This is a genomic window from Pseudomonas lini (assembly GCF_001042905.1).
GTDB classification, from domain to species: domain Bacteria; phylum Pseudomonadota; class Gammaproteobacteria; order Pseudomonadales; family Pseudomonadaceae; genus Aquipseudomonas; species Aquipseudomonas lini.
In genome coordinates this window covers 106,482-129,203 of record NZ_JYLB01000006.1, presented here as the reverse complement: position 1 = coordinate 129,203, position 22,722 = coordinate 106,482, and the positions used below count along the sequence as shown (strand labels likewise).

General features: G+C 59.3%; 24 protein-coding genes and 1 pseudogene. 14 read left to right on the top strand and 11 right to left on the bottom strand.

The features are described from left to right. Positions 1–115: 115 nt before the first annotated feature. The 4 genes from TU81_RS18770 to dadA form a co-directional block, all read right to left on the bottom strand. Entirely contained in the window at positions 116–664 is a 549-nt protein-coding gene (locus tag TU81_RS18770; RefSeq protein ID WP_007894746.1) for a cupin domain-containing protein, read from the bottom strand. A gap of 129 nt (positions 665–793) precedes the next feature. Further along, entirely contained in the window at positions 794–1,867 is a 1,074-nt protein-coding gene (gene alr, locus TU81_RS18765; protein WP_048396272.1) for an alanine racemase, read from the bottom strand. A gap of 98 nt (positions 1,868–1,965) precedes the next feature. Next, positions 1,966–2,319, bottom strand: a complete 354-nt coding sequence (locus TU81_RS18760; RefSeq protein ID WP_048396271.1) for a RidA family protein — start codon at positions 2,317–2,319, stop codon at positions 1,966–1,968. Beyond that, positions 2,291–3,595 (bottom strand): D-amino acid dehydrogenase, encoded by a 1,305-nt coding sequence (dadA, locus tag TU81_RS18755; RefSeq protein ID WP_048396415.1) that lies wholly within the window; start codon positions 3,593–3,595, stop codon positions 2,291–2,293. The genes TU81_RS18760 and dadA overlap by 29 nt, the downstream gene beginning before the upstream one ends. 156 nt (positions 3,596–3,751) lie before the next feature. Here dadA and TU81_RS18750 point away from each other — a divergent pair, with 156 nt between their 5' ends. Further along, entirely contained in the window at positions 3,752–4,240 is a 489-nt protein-coding gene (locus TU81_RS18750) for an Lrp/AsnC ligand binding domain-containing protein (RefSeq protein ID WP_003206849.1), read from the top strand. 124 nt (positions 4,241–4,364) lie between these two features. Here TU81_RS18750 and TU81_RS18745 read toward each other — a convergent pair whose 3' ends face one another. Further along, positions 4,365–4,718 (bottom strand): YkgJ family cysteine cluster protein, encoded by a 354-nt coding sequence (locus TU81_RS18745; protein ID WP_007894729.1) that lies wholly within the window; start codon positions 4,716–4,718, stop codon positions 4,365–4,367. A gap of 147 nt (positions 4,719–4,865) precedes the next feature. On the opposite strand from TU81_RS18745, the gene TU81_RS18740 reads away from it, so the two are divergent. Further along, on the top strand, positions 4,866–6,179 hold the full coding sequence (locus tag TU81_RS18740; RefSeq protein ID WP_048396270.1) for an NAD(P)/FAD-dependent oxidoreductase: 1,314 nt from the start codon (positions 4,866–4,868) through the stop codon (positions 6,177–6,179). Positions 6,180–6,323: 144 nt separating this feature from the next. On the opposite strand, the gene TU81_RS18735 is transcribed toward TU81_RS18740, so the two are convergent. Next, the gene (locus TU81_RS18735; RefSeq protein WP_038980761.1) at positions 6,324–6,569 is read right to left on the bottom strand and encodes a DUF1127 domain-containing protein; all 246 of its coding nucleotides are present in this window, start codon (positions 6,567–6,569) and stop codon (positions 6,324–6,326) included. A gap of 179 nt (positions 6,570–6,748) precedes the next feature. On the opposite strand from TU81_RS18735, the gene TU81_RS18730 reads away from it, so the two are divergent. After that, positions 6,749–8,170, top strand: a complete 1,422-nt coding sequence (locus tag TU81_RS18730) for an aminotransferase-like domain-containing protein (RefSeq protein WP_048396269.1) — start codon at positions 6,749–6,751, stop codon at positions 8,168–8,170. Between the two features lie 55 nt (positions 8,171–8,225). After that, positions 8,226–9,809, top strand: coding sequence for a phospholipase D family protein (locus TU81_RS18725; RefSeq protein WP_088500337.1), 1,584 nt, complete (start codon positions 8,226–8,228; stop codon positions 9,807–9,809). An 88-nt stretch (positions 9,810–9,897) separates the two neighbouring features. Here the strand turns inward: TU81_RS18725 and TU81_RS18720 are convergent, their stop codons facing one another. Together TU81_RS18720 and TU81_RS18715 are read right to left on the bottom strand one after the other, a co-directional pair. After that, on the bottom strand, positions 9,898–11,040 hold the full coding sequence (locus tag TU81_RS18720; RefSeq protein WP_048396267.1) for an MFS transporter: 1,143 nt from the start codon (positions 11,038–11,040) through the stop codon (positions 9,898–9,900). Positions 11,041–11,299: 259 nt separating this feature from the next. Further along, on the bottom strand, positions 11,300–12,793 hold the full coding sequence (locus tag TU81_RS18715) for an aldehyde dehydrogenase (RefSeq protein WP_038980753.1): 1,494 nt from the start codon (positions 12,791–12,793) through the stop codon (positions 11,300–11,302). Between the two features lie 227 nt (positions 12,794–13,020). On the opposite strand from TU81_RS18715, the gene TU81_RS18710 reads away from it, so the two are divergent. Then, positions 13,021–13,437 carry a cupin domain-containing protein gene (locus tag TU81_RS18710; protein WP_048396266.1) on the top strand — a complete coding sequence of 139 codons (417 nt, stop codon included), beginning with the start codon at positions 13,021–13,023 and terminating at the stop codon, positions 13,435–13,437. Positions 13,438–13,573: 136 nt separating this feature from the next. On the opposite strand, the gene rpmG is transcribed toward TU81_RS18710, so the two are convergent. Further along, positions 13,574–13,729 carry a 50S ribosomal protein L33 gene (gene rpmG, locus TU81_RS18705; protein ID WP_007894709.1) on the bottom strand — a complete coding sequence of 52 codons (156 nt, stop codon included), beginning with the start codon at positions 13,727–13,729 and terminating at the stop codon, positions 13,574–13,576. Between the two features lie 11 nt (positions 13,730–13,740). Beyond that, entirely contained in the window at positions 13,741–13,974 is a 234-nt protein-coding gene (rpmB, locus tag TU81_RS18700; protein WP_007894701.1) for a 50S ribosomal protein L28, read from the bottom strand. Between the two features lie 444 nt (positions 13,975–14,418). On the opposite strand from rpmB, the gene TU81_RS18695 reads away from it, so the two are divergent. After that, complete coding sequence (locus TU81_RS18695; protein WP_048396265.1) at positions 14,419–16,008, top strand: ABC transporter substrate-binding protein; 1,590 nt, start codon at positions 14,419–14,421, stop codon at positions 16,006–16,008. Between the two features lie 186 nt (positions 16,009–16,194). On the opposite strand, the gene radC is transcribed toward TU81_RS18695, so the two are convergent. Then, entirely contained in the window at positions 16,195–16,869 is a 675-nt protein-coding gene (gene radC, locus TU81_RS18690) for a RadC family protein (RefSeq protein WP_048396264.1), read from the bottom strand. A gap of 136 nt (positions 16,870–17,005) precedes the next feature. On the opposite strand from radC, the gene coaBC reads away from it, so the two are divergent. The 8 genes and pseudogenes from coaBC to TU81_RS18650 all read left to right on the top strand — a co-directional run bounded on the left by coaBC (position 17,006) and on the right by TU81_RS18650 (position 22,689). After that, positions 17,006–18,214: a bifunctional phosphopantothenoylcysteine decarboxylase/phosphopantothenate--cysteine ligase CoaBC gene (gene coaBC, locus TU81_RS18685; RefSeq protein WP_007894693.1), complete on the top strand. Its 1,209-nt coding sequence runs from the start codon at positions 17,006–17,008 to the stop codon at positions 18,212–18,214. 5 nt (positions 18,215–18,219) lie between these two features. Then, complete coding sequence (dut, locus tag TU81_RS18680; protein WP_007894692.1) at positions 18,220–18,675, top strand: dUTP diphosphatase; 456 nt, start codon at positions 18,220–18,222, stop codon at positions 18,673–18,675. A gap of 65 nt (positions 18,676–18,740) precedes the next feature. Continuing rightward, positions 18,741–18,941 carry a hypothetical protein gene (locus tag TU81_RS18675; protein WP_048396263.1) on the top strand — a complete coding sequence of 67 codons (201 nt, stop codon included), beginning with the start codon at positions 18,741–18,743 and terminating at the stop codon, positions 18,939–18,941. 17 nt (positions 18,942–18,958) lie between these two features. Then, positions 18,959–20,335, top strand: a pseudogene (locus tag TU81_RS18670) (phosphomannomutase/phosphoglucomutase); the annotation flags it as partial. A 25-nt stretch (positions 20,336–20,360) separates the two neighbouring features. Further along, positions 20,361–21,266, top strand: a complete 906-nt coding sequence (argB, locus tag TU81_RS18665; protein WP_008007602.1) for an acetylglutamate kinase — start codon at positions 20,361–20,363, stop codon at positions 21,264–21,266. Positions 21,267–21,468: 202 nt separating this feature from the next. Beyond that, positions 21,469–21,729 (top strand): zinc ribbon-containing protein, encoded by a 261-nt coding sequence (locus TU81_RS18660; RefSeq protein WP_048396261.1) that lies wholly within the window; start codon positions 21,469–21,471, stop codon positions 21,727–21,729. A 17-nt stretch (positions 21,730–21,746) separates the two neighbouring features. After that, on the top strand, positions 21,747–22,319 hold the full coding sequence (locus TU81_RS18655) for a hypothetical protein (RefSeq protein ID WP_038980739.1): 573 nt from the start codon (positions 21,747–21,749) through the stop codon (positions 22,317–22,319). Next, positions 22,306–22,689, top strand: a complete 384-nt coding sequence (locus TU81_RS18650; RefSeq protein ID WP_048396260.1) for a hypothetical protein — start codon at positions 22,306–22,308, stop codon at positions 22,687–22,689. Before TU81_RS18655 ends, TU81_RS18650 begins: the two co-directional genes overlap by 14 nt. Positions 22,690–22,722 lie beyond the last annotated feature (33 nt).

Genomic DNA, 22,722 nt, shown 5'->3' with positions numbered 1-22,722 from the left:
GCAAGTATAGCGGTAAGCCCGCCACACTGAAACAACCCCAAAGTCGAAGGGGTCTTGTCGTGGGACGGGAATACAGCATGGGCGTCTCCACAATCCGGGCAGGACGCCTCTTCTCTTAGAAATTCGCTGGGGTAGCTGCGCTGATTAGTCGCGCCGGGGCATCGAACGGATTACGGAAGCGGTGCGGCTTGGTACTTTCAAAGTAGTAGCTATCGCCGGCTTCGAGCACAAATGTTTCGAGCCCGACCACCAGCTCCAGCCGACCTTCCACCAGAATCCCGGTTTCCTCGCCCTCATGGGTGAGCATCTCGTCACCGGTATCGGCGCCTGGCGGGTAGATTTCGTTGAGGAACGCGATAGCCCGGCTCGGGTGAGCCCGACCGACCAGTTTCATGGTCACTGCCCCATCGGAAATATCGATCAGCTCGTGGGCTTTGTAGACGATCTGAGTCGGTTTTTCCTGCAGGATTTCTTCGGAAAAGAACTCGACCATGGACATGGGAATCCCGCCCAGTACCTTCCTCAGCGAACTGATCGAGGGGCTGACGCTGTTCTTCTCGATCATCGAAATGGTGCTGTTGGTTACACCCGCGCGTTTGGCGAGCTCACGCTGGGAAAGACCTTTGAGCTTACGGATCGATTGCAGTCGTTCACCGACGTCCAATGCTGGAGCCTCCAGGGATTCAGGTTTGCAGGAATATTGAGCGTTATCATGGCGACAGCGTTCAGTATTTACAACACTTGGACCTGAATCCTGTTTGGCGAAGCGACTTTCGGTCGGGAACCTTATTCGTCAGGCCCCGGAATAGAGCAGCGGCACTCGACGCAGGTTGCAGAAGATCTGGTAAGGAATCGTGCCCGCGGCCGTCGCAACGTCACTGGCGAGGATATTTTTGCCCCACAACTCGACGGGCGAACCGAGGCCGGCTTGCGGCACGTCGGTCAGGTCGATGCAGAGCATGTCCATCGACACGCGGCCAATCAACTGGCTGCGCTGCCCGGCGACCATCACGGGCGTACCGGTCGGTGCCTGACGTGGATAGCCGTCGGCATACCCCATCGCCACCACGCCAACGCGCATTGGCTTGGGGGTGACGAATTTCGCGCCGTAACCAATCGGCTCGCCGGCCGGCAGTTCACGCACGCAAATCACTTTCGATTCCAGGGTCATCACCGGTTGCAGGCGGGCTGCCACGGCATTGGCCTCTTCGAAAGGTGTCGCGCCGTAGAGCATGATGCCCGGACGCACCCAATCGCTCGGAATCTGCGGCCAACCGAGCACCGCTGGCGAATTACGCAGGCTGATTTCAGCCGCCAAACCCTGACGCGCCGCCTCGAACACCGCGACCTGCTCGGCGCTGGTCTGGTAATGTAGCTCATCGGCGCGAGCGAAGTGACTCATCAGCACGATCTTCGCCACTTTGCCGCTGGCCAGCAGCCGTTGATAGGCCGCCTGGTAATCCGCCGGGTGCAAGCCAACCCGATGCATGCCCGAGTCGAGCTTGAGCCAGACTGTGATCGGTTTGCTCAGCGCGGCTTTTTCGATGGCTTCGAGCTGCCACAGCGAATGCACCACGCACCAGAAATCATGCTCGACGATCAGCGACAGCTCATCAGCTTCGAAAAAACCTTCGAGCAACAACACCGGCGCACGAATACCGGCGGCACGCAGCTCCAACGCCTCTTCGATGCACGCCACGGCAAACCCGTCCGCCTCGGCTTCCAGCGCCTGGGCGCAGCGTACCGCGCCATGGCCATAGGCATCGGCCTTGATCACCGCGAGGGCTTTTGCCCCTGTGACTTCACGGGCGATCCGGTAGTTGTGGCGCAGGGCTTGAAGGTCGATCAGGGCACGGGCTGGACGCATGGCGGCAGACTTCTAGTCGGTCATTTGAAAAAAAACCGGCGCTGGCTGACAGCGTGAACCGCCAACAGCGCCGGGAGAGGGATCTTTCTGGCTGAGCGTTATGGCAGCGCGGCAACAACCGACAGCTCGACCAGGATTTCCGGTTCGCACAGCTTCGATTCAACGGTAGCGCGGGCCGGGGCGACGCCTTTTGGCAGCCACTGGTCCCACACCGAATTCATGCCTGCGAAGTGCGCATCGATGTCTTTCAGGTAAATCGTCACCGACAGCAGACGGTTCTTGTCGGTCCCGGCCAGATCCAGCAAACGCTCGATGTTGGCGAGGGTTTCACGGGTCTGCTGTTCAATCCCGGCGCTCATGTCATCGCCGACCTGCCCTGCCAGATACACGGTACTGTTGTGGACAACGATCTGGCTCATGCGCTCATTGGTGAGCTGGCGCTGGATTGACATGTTTTGCAGACTCCTTGAGTTTGTTGCCATAACGGGAAATATCGAGGCCTTCGGCGCTGATCTGCGGCGTTCTCTTGGCCATCAGGTCCGCCAGCAAACGACCGGAACCACAGGCCATAGTCCAGCCGAGCGTACCGTGGCCCGTGTTCAGAAACAGATTTTTGAACGGCGTGGCACCGACAATCGGCGTGCCATCCGGAGTGGTCGGACGCAGACCGGTCCAGAAACTCGCCTGAGGCAGATCGCCGCCCTGAGGATAAAGGTCGTTGACGATCATCTCCAGGGTTTCGCGTCGACGCGGATTCAACGACAGGTCAAAACCGGCAATTTCCGCCATGCCGCCGACGCGGATGCGGTTGTCGAAACGTGTGATCGCGACCTTGTAGGTCTCGTCGAGAATGGTCGACGTCGGGGCCATCGCCGGATTGATGATCGGCACGGTCAGCGAGTAACCCTTGAGCGGATACACCGGAGCCCGGATGCCCAACGGCTTGAGCAATTGCGGCGAGTAGCTGCCCAACGCCAGCACGTAGCGGTCGGCAGTTTCCAGCTTGCCGTCGATCCATACGCCGTTGATGCGATCACCGGCGAAGTCGAGGCGCTGAATGTCCTGGCCGAAACGGAATTCCACACCCAGTTTCGTGGCCATTTCGGCCAGGCGGGTAGTGAAGATCTGGCAGTCGCCGGTCTGGTCGTTTGGCAGGCGCAAGGCACCGGCGAGGATGTCGGTGACACTGGCCAGGGCCGGTTCGACCCGGGCAATGCCTGCGCGGTCGAGCAATTCGAACGGCACGCCGGACTCTTGCAGCACGGCGATGTCTTTGGCGGCGCCATCAAGCTGCGCCTGGGTGCGGAACAGCTGGGTAGTCCCCAGGCTGCGGCCTTCGTAGGCAATGCCGGTTTCGGCGCGCAATTCGTCGAGGCAGTCGCGGCTGTACTCGGACAGGCGCACCATGCGTTCCTTGTTCACCGCGTAACGGCTGGCGGTGCAGTTGCGCAGCATCTGCGCCATCCACAGATATTGGTCGATGTCGGCGGTGGCCTTGATCGCCAATGGCGCGTGACGCTGCAACAGCCACTTGATGGCTTTGAGCGGCACGCCCGGCGCGGCCCACGGCGAGGCATAACCCGGCGAAACCTGCCCGGCGTTGGCGAAACTGGTTTCCATGGCCGCTGCTGGCTGACGGTCAACCACCGTCACCTCAAAGCCGGCCCGTGCCAGATAATAGGCACTGGCGGTACCGATGACGCCGCTACCCAAGACCAGAACGCGCATTTTCATATCCCTCATCGCGGCTTACCGCTGACGTTTATTGTGCAGACCGAAGATGTGGGCAGTTTAAAAAAGATTAGCCAGTGCTTTTCACTATATAAGTGCCTATATTTGGCGACAATTCTCGGCAAAAACCCTTTTCACGGAGGCGCATCCCCTATGCGGACCAACACTCAGACCAAACGTGAGCTGGACAAGATCGACCGCAACATCCTGCGGATCCTACAAGCGGACGGGCGCATTTCCTTTACCGAACTGGGGGAAAAGGTCGGCCTCTCCACCACGCCCTGCACCGAGCGGGTACGGCGACTGGAGCGCGAAGGGATCATCATGGGCTACAACGCCCGCCTGAATCCGCAGCACCTCAAGGGTAGCTTGCTGGTGTTCGTCGAGATCAGCCTCGACTACAAATCCGGCGATACTTTCGAAGAGTTCCGACGCGCGGTGCTGAAACTGCCCCACGTACTGGAATGCCATTTGGTGTCAGGTGACTTCGATTACCTGGTGAAAGCACGGATTTCCGAGATGGCCTCGTACCGCAAACTGCTGGGCGACATCCTGCTCAAGCTACCGCATGTGCGCGAATCCAAGAGCTATATCGTGATGGAAGAAGTGAAAGAGAGCTTGAACCTGCCGATTCCGGATTGAGGCTTTGTGGTGCATGTTCGGGCCCCATCGCGGGCAAGCCCGCTCCCACAAGATCGGCGCAACACCTGTGGGAGCGGGCTTGCCCGCGATGGAGTCGACTCGGTGAGGCTGATTCACGCAACAGTCAGACCAACACCTGTCGGGTAGAAGCCATGTACTCATGAATCTGCTTCTCGACCCGCGGATGGATCAGCTCCACCGGTCGTCGCCCATTGGGGCATGGCAACGTCTTGGTGGTACCGAACAGCCGACAGATCAGCGGTCGCTCGTCATACACTGTGCAACCGTTGGGCCCCAAATGAACGCAATTGAGTTCATCCATCGCCGCATCCTGCTCCGCCCGGGTCTTGCGCGGCAGGCGGGACATTTCTTCGGGCGAGGTGGTCACCGGCCCACAGCAGTCATGGCAGCCGGGCACGCACTCGAAAGAGGGAATCTGCTGGCGTAGCGTGCGAATCTTCTGACTGTTGCAACTCATCGAAGCGGTGACCGAATGTGGAATAGACCGGGATTCTGACGCAAAAGCCCCGATCCAGACAGCGCCAACCGACCGGTGTTGCTCGCGTGCGAAGCGGCGGCTTATGCTCCGTCAACTTTTTCAAACACACGCATCAGGATGACGGATATGAACGCCCCCGTTCAGCAACCTGCCTCGAGCCATCAACACGCGGCCTCTTATTACGCCGCCAGCAGCTTGCCGCAACCCGATCTTGCGGTGCTCACAGGTGAGCTGGTTGCGGACGTGTGCGTGGTGGGCGGCGGATTCTCCGGGCTGAACACCGCGATTGAATTGGCCGAGCGTGGCTTCAGCGTAGTGCTGCTGGAAGCGCACAAGATCGGTTGGGGCGCCAGCGGACGCAATGGCGGGCAATTGATTCGTGGTGTCGGGCATGGCCTTGATCAGTTCACCAACGTGATCGGCGTCGACGGTGTGCGTCAGATGAAACTGATGGGCCTGGAAGCGGTGGAAATCGTCCGACAGCGGATCGAGCGTTTTCAGATCCCTTGCGACCTGACCTGGGGTTACTGCGACCTCGCCAACAAGGCTCAAGACCTGGAAGGCTTCGCCGAAGACGCCATCGAGCTGCACAGCCTCGGTTACCGTTACGAAACCCGTCTGCTGCAAGCCCACGAAATGCACAGCGTGGTGGGTTCCGACCGCTATGTCGGCGGCTTGATCGACATGGGCTCCGGGCATCTGCATCCCTTGAACCTGGCACTCGGCGAAGCGGCCGTCGCCGGGCAATTGGGCGTGAAGCTGTTCGAACAATCGGCGGTGACCCGCATTGATTACGGCCCCGAGGTCAAAGTCCACACCGCCCAAGGCACGGTTCGCGCGAAGACACTGGTGCTGGGTTGCAACGCGTACCTCAACGATCTCAATTCGCAACTCGGCGGCAAGGTGCTGCCCGCCGGTAGTTACATCATCGCCACCGAACCCTTGAGTGAAGAACAGGCTCACGCCTTGCTGCCGCAAAACATGGCGGTCTGTGATCAACGGGTGGCGCTGGATTATTACCGACTCTCGGCGGACCGACGCTTGCTGTTCGGCGGCGCCTGCCATTATTCAGGACGCGACCCGAAAGACATCGCCGTGTACATGCGACCGAAGATGTTGGCGGTGTTCCCGCAACTGGCCGGAGCGAGAATCGACTATCAATGGGGCGGGATGATCGGCATCGGCGCCAATCGCCTGCCGCAGATCGGCCGGCTCAAGGAGCAGCCGAATGTGTATTACGCCCAGGCCTATTCCGGTCATGGGTTGAATGCCACGCACTTGGCGGGGAAGTTGTTGGCTGAGGCTATCAGTGGTCAGCAGAGTGGAGGGTTCGATCTGTTCGCCAAGGTGCCGCACATCACCTTCCCCGGCGGCAAGCATTTGCGTTCGCCGTTGTTGGCGTTGGGGATGTTGTGGCATCGGTTCAAAGAATTGGTCTGAAAGATTTTCGGCGTCTGTATCGACGCCTTCGCGAGCAAGCCCGCTCCCACATTTAATCGTTGTCGAACACAAAATCTGCGTTCGTTGACGATCAAATGTGGGAGCGGGCTTGCTCGCGAATCGATTTAAAGAACACCGCAAAACTCAGATCCGCCAGAACGGTTTAAGCCCCTCCTCCAACGCCTGCTCCTGACTCAATCCGACATCCCTGAGCTGCTCCGGCGTCAATTCCAGCAACGCCTTGCGCGTGTGCAGACGATGCCAGAACAGGCCCCAGCGACCCAGGCCGGACGGTGCGTTGCGCATGACCGCCTCGCGTGCGCCGTTTTTTTGCCCTGCCGCCAGTTCCTGACTGTGTAACGTCAGCCGCACATCGCTCAAGCCGTTCATTTTCATTGCTCCTGTTTACTTGGGTAGCCAGAGCTTTCATGATGCGCGGACGGCGAAAAGCATTACAGATTCAACGATGGTGTATTAACTCCATACAGATTTTTCGTTTCAGCCTCTGAATCACATATTTTTGCCCCATCTGTACTGGTTAACCGAATCACCCACCCCGAGACTGCGCTATGACCCTTTACGTCAACCTCGCCGAATTGCTCGGCACGCGTATCGAACAGGGCTTCTATCGCCCCGGCGACCGGTTGCCCTCGGTGCGGGCACTGAGTGTCGAACACGGGGTCAGCCTGAGCACGGTGCAACAGGCCTATCGAGTGCTGGAAGACGTTGGTCTGGCGATGCCCAAACCCAAGTCCGGCTACTTCGTACCGGTGAGTCGCGAACTGCCGGAGCTGCCAGTGGTCGGCCGGCCAGCCCAACGACCAGTGGATATTTCGCAGTGGGATCAAGTGCTGGAACTGATCCGCGCCGTACCGCGCAAAGATGTCGTGCAACTAGGTCGCGGCATGCCGGACATCACCACGCCGACCATGAAACCGCTGCTGCGCAACCTGGCGCGAATCAGCCGTCGGCAGGACATGCCCGGTCTGTATTACGACAACATCTGCGGCACCCTCGAACTGCGCGAACAGATCGCGCGGCTGATGCTCGATTCCGGCTGCCAGTTGAGCGCCAACGATCTGGTGATCACCACCGGTTGTCACGAAGCTCTATCCACTAGCATCCGCTCCATCTGCGAACCGGGCGACATTGTCGCCGTGGATTCGCCAAGCTTTCACGGCGCCATGCAGACGCTCAAAGGCCTGGGCATGAAAGCGCTGGAAATTCCCACTGATCCGCTCACCGGCATCAGCCTCGAAGCTTTGGAACTGGCGTTGGAGCAATGGCCGATCAAAGCCATACAGTTGACCCCCAACTGCAACAACCCGCTGGGCTACATCATGCCGGAGTCACGCAAACGTGCGTTGTTGACGCTCGCACAGCGATTCGACGTGGCGATTATCGAGGACGATGTGTATGGCGAACTGGCCTACACCTACCCGCGCCCCCGCACGATCAAATCCTTCGACGAAGACGGCCGCGTTTTGCTCTGCAGTTCTTTTTCCAAGACTTTGGCACCAGGCCTGCGCATTGGCTGGGTCGCACCGGGCCGTTATCTGGAACGGGTGCTGCACATGAAGTACATCAGCACCGGCTCCACCGCGCCGCAACCGCAGATTGCGATTGCCGAATTTCTCAAGGCGGGGCATTTCGAACCGCATTTGCGGAAGATGCGCACGCAATACCAGCGCAATCGCGACGCAATGATCGACTGGGTGACCCGCTATTTTCCCGCCGGCACCCGGGCCAGCCGTCCGCAAGGCAGCTTCATGCTGTGGGTCGAACTGCCGGAGGGCTTCGACACCCTGAAACTCAATCGGGCGCTGCATGATCAAGGCGTACAGATTGCTGTCGGCAGTATCTTTTCCGCCTCGGGTAAATACCGTAATTGCCTGCGAATGAACTACGCAGCCAAACCAACACCACAGATCGAAGAAGCGGTGCGCAAGGTCGGCGCGGCGGCGATCAAACTGCTGGCGCAAACCGACTGACCTTTCCGCGGGATCCGGCGTCCATATGCTAACCGCCACCACCGGAACACGCGCCGTGAGAATCAGACAGCCCTTGCTCGCTCTTCTGTTACTCGCCTCGTTCCTGGGTGGCTGCGCGACACTCAACGTCCCTCGCGAACCGAGTCAGGCCCTGCCGGCGGCCGATTCAGCGTTCGGCCGTTCGATCCAGGCACAGGCCGCCCCCCATAAGGGCCAATCGGGCTTTCGCTTGCTCTCCGATAGCGCCGAAGCCTTCACCGCCCGCGCCGAGCTGATTCGCAACGCCCAAAGCAGCCTCGATCTGCAGTACTACATCGTCCATGACGGCATCAGCACACGAATACTGGTGAGCGAACTGCTCAACGCCGCCGACCGCGGCGTGCGGGTGCGGATTCTGCTCGACGACACCACCAGCGATGGCCTGGACCGGATCATCGCAACCCTCGCCGCCCACCCGAAGATTCAGATCCGCGTGTTCAACCCGCTGCACCTGGGCCGCAGCACCGTCGTTACGCGAACCATGGGCCGATTCTTCAACCTGTCGCTGCAACACCGGCGCATGCACAACAAACTGTGGGTGGCGGACAACAGCGCTGCGATCGTTGGCGGGCGCAACCTGGGGGACGAGTATTTCGACGCTGAGCCCAACCTGAATTTCACCGACATCGACATGCTCAGCGTGGGCCCGGTTGCAGAGCAATTGGGGCACAGCTTCGACCAGTACTGGAACAGCGCCCTGAGCAAGCCGATCGAACAGTTTCTCTCAAGCAAGCCGACAGCCAGGGATCTGAGAAACACCCGGACCCGACTGGACGAATCCCTGGAGGAAACGCGCAAACAGAACCATGCCCTTTATCAGCAGTTGATGGCCTACACCACTCACCCGCGCCTGGATGTCTGGCGCCGGGAGTTGATCTGGGCGTGGAACCAGGCGTTGTGGGACGCACCGAGCAAGGTATTGTCCAAGGGCGAGCCGGATCCGCACTTGTTGCTGACCACCCAGTTGGCGCCCGAACTCAATGGGGTCAGCAAGGAGCTGATCATGGTTTCGGCTTACATCGTGCCCGGCCAATCGGGGCTGGTGTACCTGACCGGTCGCGCTGATGCAGGCGTGTCGGTGAGTTTGCTGACCAATTCACTGGAAGCCACCGATGTACCGGCCACGCACGGTGGTTACGCACCTTATCGCAAAGCCTTACTGGAGCATGGCGTGCAGCTGTTCGAATTACGCCGCCAGCCCGGCGACAATGGAGACAATGGCGGCAGCGGACCGAGCCTGTTTCACAGCGGGAGCAGCTCTTACCGTAGTTCCGACTCCAGCCTGCACAGCAAGGCGATGATTTTCGACCGACAGAAAGCCTTCATCGGCTCGTTCAATTTCGACCCGCGCTCGGTACTGTGGAACACCGAAGTCGGGGTATTGGTGGACAACCCGCAGCTTGCCGGGCGGGTGCGCGAACTGGCACTGGAGGGCATGGCGCCTGCCCTCAGCTACCACGCCCGACTGGAAAAGGGTCAGATCGTCTGGGTCACCGAAGATGACGGCAAGCAGCACACATTGACCGAAGAACCGGGAGGTTGGTGGAGACACTTCAATTCATGGCTCAGCAGCATGGTTGGGCTGGAGCGGATGTTGTAGCTTAAATTGCCAGGATCGCAGCCTTCGGCAGCTCCTACAGGGATCGCATTTCAAATGTAGGAGCTGCCGAAGGCTGCGATCTTTTGATCTATGCCGGCTGCACCACACCAAACGCCCCTTGCCGCGACACCAGAATCACCAGCCCCAACGCGCCCGCCGCCATCAGCAATGGCAAGGCATGCCCGCTGATCCACTGGCTCCCGGCACCGGCCGCCAAGGGCCCGATCAGGCAACCAATTCCCCATAGCTGGGCGATATGGGCATTGGCGCGCACCAAGGCATCGTCGCGATAACGTTCGCCGATCAGGATCAGCGACAAGGTGAATAACCCGCCGGCACTGGCGCCAAACAACACCCACAGCGGCCAGATCAGTAGCGTGTCGATCAGCAATGGAATCGCCAGGCTCGACAGCAGCAAGAGCATCGCGCAACCGGTAAACAATGTACGCCGCGACAAGCGATCGGCCAGCGCACCAATCGGCAACTGCAGCAAGGCATCACCCACCACCACCGTGCTGACCATCGCCAAGGCGATTTCCGTGGTGAAGCCCTGGCGCAGGCAGTAAACCGGCAGCAAAGTCAGGATCATCGCTTCAAACGCCGCGAACAGCGATACCGCCCAGGCAATTGCCGGCAAGCCGCGGCAGAAGGTCAACAAGTCACCGAGGGTTACGCTGCAGGCTTCGCTGGTGGGTGCTCCGCCGCGACCCAGCAGCAGGAGCGGTGACGTCATCAGTAAACCGACACCAACCCAGAAGCCGTAATCGTGCTCGGTGCCCAATGCGCCCAACAGCAACGGCCCGGCCAACTGACTCAGCGCATAGCTACTGCCATACAGCGCCACCAGCCGACCGCGCCATTGCTCGACCACCAGTTGGTTGATCCAGCTTTCGCCGAGGATGAAGACGAGGGTCAGGATCACCCCGATCATCAACCGCAGCACCAGCCAGATCGGATAGCTCAGCCACAGCGCAAGCAAGCCGATGGAGACCGCCCCGGCCCACAGGCAAAGGCGCATCAGATTAGCCGTGCCAAGACGGGCTGCGAGGTGGCTGGAAATTTTCGCCCCCAGCAGTACGCCAATGGCCGGCATCGCCGCCATCACGCCGATCGCGAACGAGCCGTAACCCCAGCCTTCCAGACGCAGCGATACCAACGGCATGCTGACACCCAGGGCCAGGCCGACGCTCAAGACAGACGCCAAAACGGCGAAATACGTCGCCCAACGCATGTTCCACACTCCTGTGGATATTTTTATGTACAGCACAAAACAGTGTGGGAGTGGGCTTGTGTGGCGAGGGGGCTTGCCCCCGTTGGGTCGCGGAGCGGCCCCAAAACCTGCAATTGCGGTGCATCAAGTACGCCGCGCGCAACGATTTTGCGACTGCTTCGCAGCCGAACGGGGGCAAGCCCCCTCGCCACACAAGCCCGCTCCCACAGGGATCTGTGTCCTTCAGGAGCCCGATGTTCAATCGGGCTCCCTTACTGACTTACAACTTGATCCAGGTCGCCTTCAGCTCGGTGTACTTGTCGAACGCGTGCAGCGATTTGTCGCGACCGTTGCCGGACTGTTTGAAGCCACCGAACGGCGCGGTCATGTCGCCGCCGTCGTACTGATTGACCCACACGCTACCGGCGCGCAAAGCCTTGGCGGTCAGGTGAGCCTTGGAGATGTCAGCGGTCCAGACCGCCGCAGCCAGACCGTAAGGTGTGTCGTTAGCGATCTGGATGGCTTCTTCAGCGCTGTCGAAGGTGATGACCGACAACACTGGCCCGAAGATCTCTTCCTGGGCGATTTTCATCGCGTTGCTTACGCCATCAAAAATCGTCGGTTCAACGTAAGTGCCACCGGTTTCCTGAAGAATGCGCTTACCGCCAGCCACCAGTTTGGCGCCATCGGTGTGACCGGATTCGATGTAGGACAACACAGTGTTCATCTGCTGGGTGTCCACCAGTGCACCGACGTTGGTCGCAGGGTCCAGCGGATTGCCCGGCTTCCAGGTTTTCAGGGCTTCGATCACCAGCGGCAGGAATTTGTCCTTGATCGAACGCTCGACCAACAGGCGCGAACCAGCAGTGCAGACTTCGCCCTGGTTGAAGGCGATGGCACCGGCAGCGGCTTCGGCGGCGGCTTGCAGGTCCGGCGCATCAGCGAACACGATGTTCGGGCTCTTGCCGCCAGCTTCGAGCCAGACGCGCTTCATGTTCGATTCGCCGGAGTAGATCAGCAGTTGCTTGGCGATCTTGGTCGAACCGGTGAACACCAGGGTGTCGACGTCGTTGTGCAGGGCCAGGGCCTTGCCGACGGTGTGACCGTAGCCCGGCAGCACGTTCAGCACACCTTTCGGGATACCGGCTTCAACGGCCAGCGCCGCAATGCGAATGGCCGTCAGCGGCGATTTTTCGGAAGGTTTGAGGATCACCGAGTTACCGGTGGATAGCGCCGGGCCGAGTTTCCAGCAGGCCATCATCAACGGGAAGTTCCACGGCACGATCGCACCGACCACGCCGACCGGCTCGCGTGTCACCAGACCCAGCTGATCGTGCGGAGTGGCGGCGACCTCGTCGTAGATCTTGTCGATGGCTTCACCGCTCCAGCTCAGGGCTTGCGCCGCGCCGGGAACGTCGATGTACAGGGAATCGCTGATCGGCTTGCCCATGTCCAGGGTTTCGAGCAGGGCCAGCTCTTCGGCGTGCTGTTTCAGCAGGCCGGCAAAACGAATCATGGTGGCTTTGCGTTTGGTCGGCGCCAGGCGCGACCAAGCGCCGGAATTGAAAGTGGCGCGGGCGTTGTCCACGGCACGTTGGGCATCGGCGGCGTCACAGCTGGCAATCTTGCCCAGCAGACGGCCATCGACCGGGCTGATGCACTCGAAAGTCTCACCGGAGACGGCATCGGTGTATTCGCCATTGATGTAGGCGCGGCCTTCGATCTTCAGATCGCGAGCCCGTTGTTCCCAGTCGGCACGAGTCAGGGTGGTCATTCGAGTGTCCTCCTCTTATTGAATACGAGTGCCCCGCGTTCTATGCGGGCGCTGTCAGGAATTCTGCCCGGCCAGCCTGCTTTTCGGCTCAAGGCAACCGTTACCCTAAACCAGCGGCCGGTAAAGTTTCAATATATTTGACACAAGGCCAGCAAACGGCCTTGCGATGTTCATTTTAATAAACATAGACTTTCAATTTTCCAGCGCAATCACGGGGGAATACCAGCATGAGCATTCAGGATATCGTCGATTTCAGCCAGGCCAACACCCAGCCCGATCGTTATCGGCCCGACCCGGCAAAAGTCCTCAAGGGCGACCCCGAGCAAGCGGTGTACAACCACTACAACAGCCCGTGCGGCCAGATGAGTGCAGGTGTCTGGGAAGGCGAAGTCGGCCAGTGGCTAGTGAACTACACCGAGCACGAATACTGCGAAATCGTCCAAGGGGTTTCAGTGCTGCGCGACGGCGATGGCAACGCCAAGACCCTGCGTGTGGGCGATCGCTTCGTGATTCCGGCCGGTTTCAAAGGCACCTGGGAAGTGCTGGAGCCGTGCCGCAAGATCTATGTGGTGTTTGACAGAAGGCCTGAGAACTTGTGCTGCCCCGGCCGGCCCCTTCGCGAGCAAGCCCGCTCCCACATTTGATCTGCGTCGTTCACAAATCCAATGTGGGAGCGGGCTTGCTCGCGAAGAGGCCGGTCCAGGCAATACAAAATAGACAGGCAACAAAAAAGGCCCATATCTCGCGATACGGGCCTTTTTCGTAAGAGGGAAAAATCAATTACTTGATTTTGCCTTCTTTGTAGATCACGTGCTTACGAACAACCGGATCAAATTTCTTGATCTCGATTTTGTCCGGAGTAGTGCGCTTGTTCTTGTCGGTAGTGTAGAAGTGACCAGTACCGGCGCTCGAAATCAAACGAATCAATTCACGCATGATTAGCTCCCTTAGATCTTGCCAGCTTTGCGGATTTCGGCCAGCACGACAGTGATGCCACGCTTGTCGATGATACGCATGCCTTTGGCAGATACGCGCAGACGCACGAAACGTTTCTCTTCTTCAACCCAGAAGCGGTGATGCTGCAGGTTCGGCAGGAAACGACGACGGGTTTTGTTGTTTGCGTGGGAAATGTTATTCCCAGTCACCGGACCCTTACCGGTAACTTGACATACTCTCGACATGCCTCAGCCCTCTAAAACCACATGCCCAACCCGGCATGGGTTGGCCGCTTAATCTCTCAGTCATTTGGCGCCAGGCGCCGCGTTTCTTTAGAGGTCTTACCGGCTACACCTACAGTGAAGGAACCGGGCCCCTAGAAAAGAGCGCTGCTTTATACCAGAAAGACTGGAGAGCAACAACATTCCGTGTGCGCGGACTCGATAAATTCCCCATTTTTCGGGCGGCGGGCGCCTTGGATAAAGGCTGTGGTCAATGAAGACCGCTCGTCGCAGAGAATCGGCCAACCGACCGATTCCGGGTTTTCCTCGGCCCGCATCACGGAAACAAGCGCCCATAGTCCCCTTAAAACGAAAAAGGGGATAGTCATTTGCAAAAGAGCCTACTAGGGTAAGCCTTTTCCAGACTGCACTTGCAGATGGGCCTTCGATCTGTAAAGGAATCCGACCATGCGCCTCGCTGCCCTACCGCTGCTGCTCGCCCCGCTTCTACTGAGCCCACAGGCTATGGCTGCCGCCCTGAGCGTCTGCACCGAAGCCAGCCCGGAAGGGTTCGACGTGGTGCAATACAACTCGCTGACCACCACCAACGCCTCGGCCGACGTGCTGATGGACCGCCTGGTGGACTTCGACACGGCCAGCGGCAAAGTGGTCGCCAGCCTGGCGGACAGCTGGGAAGTCACACCCGATGGCCTGACCTACGTCTTCAAATTGCACCCACAGGTGAAATTCCACAGTACCGAATACTTCAACCCGACGCGCGACCTGACCGCCGAAGACGTGAAGTTCAGCTTCGACCGCATGCTCGACCCGGCGAACCCGTGGCACAAAGTCGCCCAGAGCGGCTTCCCGCACGCCCAGTCGATGCAGTTACCGGCGCTGATCAAGAAGATCGACGCACTGGACCCGCTTACCATCCGCTTCACCCTCGATCACCCGGACTCGACTTTCCTGCCCACCCTGAGCATGGGTTTCGCCTCGATCTATTCGGCCGAATACGCCGACCAACTCATGAAGGCCGGCACTCCGGAAAAACTCAACAACCAGCCGATCGGCAGCGGCCCGTTCATCTTCTCGCGCTTCCAGAAAGATGCCTCGATTCGCTACAAGGCCAACCGCGACTACTTCCGCGGCAAGCCATCGGTAGACCCGCTGATCTTCGCCATCACCCCCGATGCCAACGTGCGCCTGCAGAAATTGCGCCGCAACGAGTGCCAGATCGCCCTATCGCCCAAGCCGCTGGACGTACAGGCCGCGCTGAAAGAGCCGACCCTGAAAGTCGAAAAGACTGACGCCTTCATGACCGCCTTCGTTGGCATCAACAGCCAACATCCGCCGCTGGATAAACCTGAAGTACGCCAGGCGATCAATCTCGCGTTCGACAAGGCCAACTACGTCAAAGCCGTGTTCGAAGACACCGCCGAACCCGCCAACGGCCCGTACCCACCTAACACTTGGAGCTACGCCAAAGGCTTGCCGGGCTACCCGCATGACATCGAAAAGGCCAAGGCACTCATGACCAAGGCCGGGTTCAAGAATGGTTTCCAGACCACCATCTGGACCCGCCCTTCCGGCAGTCTGCTAAACCCGAACCCAAGCCTCAGCGCGCAAATGCTGCAATCCGACCTTGCGGAAATCGGCATTCAGGCCGAGATTCGCGTGATCGAATGGGGCGAGCTGATTCGCCGCGCCAAGGCCGGCGAGCACGACCTGCTGTTCATGGGCTGGGCCGGCGACAACGGCGACCCGGACAACTTCCTCACGCCGCAGTTTTCCTGCGCGGGGGTCAAATCCGGCACCAACTTCGCCCGCTACTGCAACCCGGACCTGGACAAACTGATCAGCGCCGGCAAGACCACTGGTGAGCAAGGTGTACGCACCAAGCTCTACGAACAGGCCCAGGCGCAGATCCAGCAACAGGCGTTGTGGCTGCCACTGGCTCACCCGACGGCGTTTGCGCTGACGCGCAAAGACGTCGAGGGTTATGCAGTCAGCCCGTTTGGTCGCCAGGACTACTCCAAGGTAGTCCTCAAGCCATAAGCACCAACACACAACCTGTGGGAGCGGGCTTTTGTGGCGAGGGGGCTTGCCCCCGTTGGGCTGCGAAGCAGCCCCCAAATCTCTGATGCACCAAAAATCTTGTGAGTGCTACGCACTCAAACGGGGGCAAGCCCCCTCGCCACAGGACCGCTCCCACAGGGACTCACTTAGCTTCGAATCCCTCGTTCACATCCACCCATACTCGGCCATGGACAGCGGATCGCCGTCCCCGATGATGAAATGGTCCAGCACCCGCACGTCGATCAGGTCCAGCGCCTCTTGCAGACGCTTGGTCAGCGTGCGGTCGGCTTGACTGGGGCTGGCATTACCCGACGGATGGTTGTGGCAGAGGATCAACGCGGCGGCGTTGTGGGCCAACGCGCGTTTAACCACTTGTCTCGGATAGACACTGGTGTTGTCGATGGAGCCGCGAAAGAGCACCTCGAAGGTCAGCACTTGATGCTTGGAATCCAAAAACAGACACCCAAACACCTCGTGAGGCTCGTGGCGCAGCATCGATTTCAGGTAATCACGAACCGCCTGCGGATTTTCCAGTGCCGATTTTTGGCGTGCACGTTCGGCCAAATGCCTTCTGCCCATTTCCTGTGCCGCTTGCAACTGAGCGAACTTCGCTGGCCCAAGCCCCAATTGCCTGCTGAACGCAGCCTGATCGGCCTCTAGCAGTGAGCGCAGGCTGCCAAACTGATTCAGCAGGTGTCGCGCCAGATCAACTGCGCTTTTACCCGACACGCCGGTCCTTAAAAAAATCGCTAGCAGTTCGGCGTCCGAAAGACTCCCCGAACCCAACTCAAGTAACCTCTCCCGTGGCCGCTCGGCCACCGGCCAATCGCGAATACTCATAGCACCTCCCTGGAATGTGGGCGCCGCTGTTCCATAGCGGTCGCTGTGATATCGTAGCCCATCTTTTTTGCTGGCGAATTCATCCCTGGGGAGGGGGTATCGCCAAGCAGTCATCAACGAAATGAAAGGCAGACCTATGCAGCGGCTGTATCGGAAACGCATCGTTCTGGGCGTCGGCGGCGGCATTGCTGCCTACAAGAGCGCCGAGCTGGTTCGCCGCCTGATCGACCAGGGCGCCGAAGTGCGCGTGGTCATGACCCGTGGTGGTAGCGAATTCATTACCCCGCTGACCATGCAGGCGTTGTCCGGGCATCCGGTCCATCTCGATTTGCTGGACCCGGCGGCCGAAGCCGCGATGGGCCACATCGAGCTGGCCAAATGGGCCGACCTGGTGCTGATCGCTCCCGCCACCGCGGACCTGATCGCCCGCCTGGCCCAAGGCATTGCCGACGACCTGCTGACCACGCTGGTGCTGGCCACCGACGCCGTGGTCGCGGTTGCCCCGGCGATGAACCAGGCCATGTGGCGCGACCCGGCGACCCAGGCCAACCTGCAAACCCTCGAAAGCCGCGACCTCAAGGTCTTCGGCCCAGCCTCCGGCAGCCAGGCCTGCGGCGACGTCGGCATGGGTCGCATGCTCGAAGCCACCGACCTCGCCCAGTGCGCGGCAGACTGCTTCCAGCGCCAGGCGCTGACCGGCAAACATGTGCTGATCACCGCTGGTCCGACCCAGGAAAACATCGACCCGGTGCGCTACATCACCAACCACAGCTCCGGAAAAATGGGCTTTGCCCTGGCCGAAGCCGCGGTAGAAGCTGGCGCCCGCGTGACCCTGATCACAGGTCCCGTGCACCTGCCGACCCCGGATCGTGTCACGCGCATCGATGTGGTGAGCGCCCGCGACATGCTCGCTGCGTGTGAAGCGGCGATCCCTTGCGACCTGTTCATCGCCTCTGCCGCGGTCGCGGACTACCGTCCGGAAGTCGTCGCCCCACAGAAACTCAAGAAAGATCCTACGAACGGCGACGGCTTATTGCTACAGATGGTCCGCAACCCGGACATCCTGGCAACCATCGCCACCCGTCCCGACCGTCCGTTCAGTGTCGGCTTCGCTGCCGAAACCGAACATCTGCTCGATTACGCTGCCCGCAAGTTGAAAGACAAAAACCTCGATCTGATCGTCGCCAACGACGTCGCGAACCCGAGTATTGGCTTCAACAGCGAAGAAAACGCCTGCAGCGTGATCGACCGTGAGCTGCACGCCACACTCTTCGCCCAGACCAGCAAGAGCAAAATCGCTCGCCAGCTGATCACTTTTATCGCCGAACGTCTGAACCAGGTTTAATTTACATGCACGCTTTGCAAGCCAAGATCCTCGACCCCCGCATTGGTACCGAATTTCCGCTGCCGCAGTACGCCACGCCAGGCTCCGCCGGCCTCGACCTGCGCGCCATGCTGGAAAAAGACACCGTCATCAAGCCGGGCGAAACCCTGCTGATTCCGACCGGCCTGTCCGTCTACATTGGCGATCCAGGTTTAGCCGCGCTGATTCTGCCGCGCTCCGGCCTGGGCCATAAACACGGCATCGTGCTCGGCAACCTGGTCGGCTTGATCGACTCCGATTACCAGGGCCCGCTGATGGTGTCGTGCTGGAACCGTGGCCAGACCGATTTCAACATGGTGGTAGGCGAACGCCTGGCCCAATTGGTGCTGGTACCAGTGGTTCAAGCGCATTTTGAAATGGTCGAAGAGTTCGTCGAAACCCAGCGCGGCACTGGCGGGTTCGGCCATTCGGGTAGCCACTGATCATCGGCATTCAGGCTGGGAGCCCTACCCGGCCAGACCTGCCCTCTGCATTTTAAGGATGAAAATTGCAAAGACGTCATCTGGAAGGTTTACCACTGGAAATCAAGGCATTGGCCGGCCAATTGCTCGTCGATGTTGATGGCATGGCCTTTTCACACCACGAACTCTCGGTGGAAAACACCGTCATACCCTTCAGTTTGCGCCTGCCGACGAGTTTTTCGCCGGCAGGTCCAGCCACTTTCAAGATGGAGCATTCCTACAGATGAGCACCCCAGCCCAAGTCGCACCCAAGTTCCCCGACAGCATCTTCCGCGCCTACGATATTCGCGGCACCGTCCCGGAATTCTTGAACGCTGAAACCGCTTATTGGCTTGGTCGCGCCATCGGCTCCCAGAGCCTGGCCCAGAACGAACCCAACGTGTCCGTCGGCCGCGACGGTCGCCTGTCCGGCCCGGAACTGGTCGAGCAACTGATCCAGGGCCTGGCCGACAGCGGTTGCCACGTCAGCGACGTCGGCCTGGTGCCAACCCCAGCGCTGTACTACGCCGCCAACGTACTGGCTGGCAAATCCGGCGTGATGCTCACCGGCAGCCACAACCCGTCGAACTACAACGGCTTCAAAATCGTCATCGCTGGCGACACTTTGGCCAACGAACAGATCCAGGCCCTGCACGACCGCCTCAAGACCAACAACCTGAGCAGCGGCAAGGGCAGCATCACCCAGGTCGAAATCCTCGACCGTTACAACACCGAAATCGTCCAGGACATCAAACTGGCCCGCCGTCTGAAAGTGGTGGTCGATTGCGGTAACGGCGCGGCTGGCGTGATCGCGCCGCAGCTGATCGAAGCCCTGAACTGCGAAGTCATCCCGCTGTTCTGCGAAGTCGATGGCAACTTCCCGAACCACCACCCGGACCCGGGCAAGCCTGAAAACCTGGTGGACCTGATCGCCAAGGTCAAGGAAACCAACGCCGACCTGGGCCTGGCTTTCGACGGCGACGGCGACCGTGTAGGCGTTGTTACCAATACCGGCAGCATCGTTTTCCCTGATCGCCTGTTGATGCTGTTCGCCCGCGACGTCGTGGCGCGCAACCCGAACGCGGAAATCATCTTCGACGTCAAATGCACCCGTCGCCTGATCCCGCTGATCAAGGAATACGGCGGTCGGCCGCTGATGTGGAAGACCGGTCACTCGCTGATCAAAAAGAAAATGAAACAATCCGGCGCCCTGTTGGCCGGCGAAATGAGCGGGCACATCTTCTTCAAGGAGCGCTGGTTCGGTTTCGACGACGGTATTTACAGCGCCGCGCGGCTGCTGGAGATCCTGAGCAAGGAAAAATCCACCGCGGAAGAGCTGTTCGCAACCTTCCCGAACGATATTTCTACGCCAGAGATCAATATCCATGTGACCGAAGAGAGCAAATTCAGCATCATTGATGCACTGCACGATGCGCAATGGGGTGAAGGCGCCGACCTGACCACCATTGACGGCGTGCGAGTCGACTATGCCAAAGGCTGGGGCCTGGTTCGCGCCTCCAACACCACACCGGTGCTGGTGCTGCGCTTCGAGGCCGATGACGAGGCTGAATTGCAGCGCATCAAGGATGTGTTCCACGTCCAGCTGAAACGCGTTGCCCCTGATCTCCAATTACCGTTTTGATCTTCTGAAGCACCCGGAGCCCTGAATGACCCTCGAACGCGAAGCCGCCGCCAACACCGCCAAGGTCCTGTCCGAAGCGCTGCCTTACATTCGCCGCTATGTCGGAAAGACGCTGGTGATCAAATACGGCGGCAACGCGATGGAAAGCGAGGAGCTGAAAACCGGCTTCGCCCGCGATATCGTGCTGATGAAAGCCGTGGGCATTAACCCGGTGGTGGTTCATGGTGGCGGCCCGCAAATCGGCGACCTGCTCAAGCGCCTGTCGATCGAGAGCCACTTCATCGATGGCATGCGCGTGACTGACGCGCAGACCATGGACGTGGTGGAAATGGTCCTCGGCGGACAGGTCAACAAGGACATCGTCAACCTGATCAACCGTCATGGCGGCAGCGCCATCGGCCTGACCGGTAAAGACGCCGAGCTGATTCGTGCGAAAAAGCTCACTGTTACCCGTCAGACACCGGAAATGACTCAGCCGGAAATCATCGATATCGGCCAGGTGGGCGAAGTGGTCGGCATCAACACCGACCTGCTGAACCTGCTGGTCAAAGGCGATTTCATTCCGGTGATCGCGCCAATCGGCGTCGGTGCCAACGGCGAGTCGTACAACATCAACGCCGATCTGGTGGCCGGTAAAGTGGCCGAGGCACTAAAGGCTGAAAAGCTGATGCTGCTGACCAACATCGCCGGCCTGATGGATAAGTCGGGCACGGTTCTGACCGGCCTGACGACTCAACAGGTCGACGACCTGATCGCCGACGGCACTATCTACGGCGGCATGCTGCCGAAGATTCGGTGCGCGCTGGAAGCGGTACAGGGCGGCGTGGGTAGCTCGTTGATCATTGATGGTCGGGTGCCGAACGCGATTCTGCTGGAAATCTTCACCGATACCGGTGTGGGCACTTTGATCAGCAATCGCAAGCGTCACTGATTCAAACCTTAAAAAGATCGCAGCCTTCGGCAGCTCCTACAACAGCGGATTTTCGGATGTACGAAAACCCTGTAGGAGCTGACGAAGTCTGCGATCTTTTTTATGCGCGCAGGAAATGCCTGACCTGACTAAGCGAAACGTCTGACATCGCGAAGTAAGCAATCTGCATAGGATCTTCCCTGAGCCCACAGGAGATCTATCCATGCAAAAAGACTATGTTCCATACGGCAGCGATGTTGCACCTGGCACCTATGCCTGCGTCGATTGCGGTCATGAGTACTCGAATCAGGCCAAGACCTCGATGCCGCCGTGCCCGCAACTCCGGAAAACACCACACACCCGTCATGGCTGGAAAATTCTTACCGGTCAGGGCGATGCGGCTATTGATCCGTACCCAGAGAAAACCAATAAACCCGTCGGGATCAAAAAGGCCGAGACGCTCAGCAGCACCAGCAAAAAATAATCCTGGAGGACTGAGCCATGCAGATCTCGTTCACGATCGACGCCCAGGCCTTCGACCTGGAACAAAAGGAACCGGTCAAAAAGACGCTGAGGATTTCCGACCACGAAATCGCTCATGCCCTACAGCGAATAGCCAAGGCGAGCCTGACCGAATACCTGAAAATGCTGGTCGAAGGCGGCATGCCAAGCAGGGCCGATGAGGCGAAACAGGATCGTCTGCTGTATCTGATTCAGAGTTACTTCGGGCAAACGCTGCCGACCGAATCGCAGATATCAACGATCTTCCAACTGACCCAGAGCCAAAGCAAAACGCTCCTGAAGAACACGGTCTCTCGGTTTCGCAATCAACTCGACGACATCCTGCAGAACAGCATGCGGGCCGTCATCGAAACCGCAGACCATGCGCAGACGGTTTACCTGGTGGTCATCAGCTCCGACGTCATTCGTGATGAATTGAACATGCTGATCACCCAGAACGAGCCGACCTTCAAACCCATCACCAAACGCAAAGGCAGCGCCGGGCTGTTCGAAATCAGTGAAGACTCTCACGACCTGTTGTGCCGGACGCTTGGCCTGAATGCCGTTCAGTGACATCGTCGCGGTCAGCGGCCTGCTGCTGACCCTGACCACTTTCATGTTCAACCTGGCGTGGCCCAGGCTGCATGAAGCGCTGGAACTGGATGAAAAACAATCAGGTCCGCAGGCGAGAAAACGCAGCCGAGGAAAGGTTTTTGGTGCTTTACTCGGTTGCGCCCTACCCCTGACAAGCGCCTTCATGGCACTTTTTTACGTCAACCTACCGGCCGCCATTAGCATCATTCGTGGCAGCAGGTTGGATCTGTGGGATTTTGACGTGGATCGTACCCTTTACGTGATGGTCGTCTGGGTGCTGTTGGTATTTGCGCTGCTCAATGGATGGCTGACTGCGCGGCTCATCGACAAATGGCGGAAGCTGGGCTAGCAGTAGGTCAGTTTCCATATTTTCAGTACCTAT